Annotated in this window: 1 protein-coding gene; it reads left to right on the top strand. The window is 69.2% G+C overall.

The window, feature by feature from the left end:
- A partial coding sequence (locus ACFXAM_RS38860; RefSeq protein WP_380298658.1) for an IS701 family transposase occupies window positions 1-947 on the top strand: 947 nt, incomplete at its 5' end.
- Window positions 948-1,080 lie beyond the last annotated feature (133 nt).

The following is a 1,080-nucleotide window of genomic DNA, read 5'->3' as shown; positions in this document are numbered from 1 at the left end:
ACGACACCGGCTTCATCAAGAAGGGCACCACTTCAGCCGGCGTGCAGCGCCAATATTCGGGCACTGCCGGCCGCACCGAGAACTGCCAGATCGGGGTCTTCGCGGCCTATGCCACTTCCCGCGGCCGTGCCCTGGTGGACCGGGAGTTGTACTTGCCCAAGTCCTGGACCAGCGACCGCGAGCGGTGCCAGGCCGCCAAGGTCCCCGACGAACGCGACTTCGCCACCAAGGGCGAACTGGCCAAGCGCCTGGTGCTTCGTGCCCTGGCCTCCGACCTCCCCCTGGCCTGGGTGACGGCAGACGCTGCCTACGGGCAGGAGGGACGCTTCCGCCGCCTGCTGGAGCAGTCCGGCCTCGGCTACGTGCTCGCGGTGCCCAAGTCCCAGCAGGTTTTCGGCTCGCGCATCGACCACCTCTTCGCCCAAGCCCCGCATGAGGCATGGGAGCCGATCTCCTGCGGCGACGGCGCCAAGGGACCGAGGATGTACCACTGGGCGGCACTGGAACTGCCCACGGTCGCCGAGTTCGACTACCAAGGCGAGACGCCGATCCGCCGGCGGTGGGCACTGGGCCGACGCAGCCTCAGCAGGCCGGACGAGATCGCCTACTTCCTCGCCTACGCCCCGCCGGAGACCACCGTGGCAGAGCTGGCCAGGGTCGCCGGAATGCGTTGGCAGATCGAGGAGTGTTTCCAGGCCGCGAAGAACGAGTGCGGCCTGGACCAGTACGAGGTCCGGCGCTACGTCGGCTGGTACCGGCACATCACCCTGGCCATGCTCGCCCACGCCTACCTCGCGGTCGTGGCGGCCGACGCGGCGCCAAAAGGGGATGCAGAAACGATTTCGGCGCGCTGGCCCCGCTCACCGTGGCAGAGGTCCGCCGGCTCCTGGCGCCTTGCCTCACCGCGCACCACCGCACCGGTCGGCCCCTTCACTCGCACCTGTTGAGCTGGTCAAGCTGGCGCCGCAGACACCAAGCCGTCGCCCGCCACTGCCACTACCAACGGCGACTGCACCCGGGAGAGGGACGCTCCACGAAGAACGCCTCTGTCCCACCGACAGCCCGCTAGACTCCCCACGA

The organism is Kitasatospora sp. NPDC059462 (assembly GCF_042749955.1).
Lineage (GTDB): Bacteria > Actinomycetota > Actinomycetes > Streptomycetales > Streptomycetaceae > Kitasatospora.
This window is presented reverse-complemented; position numbering and strand designations above follow the sequence as displayed.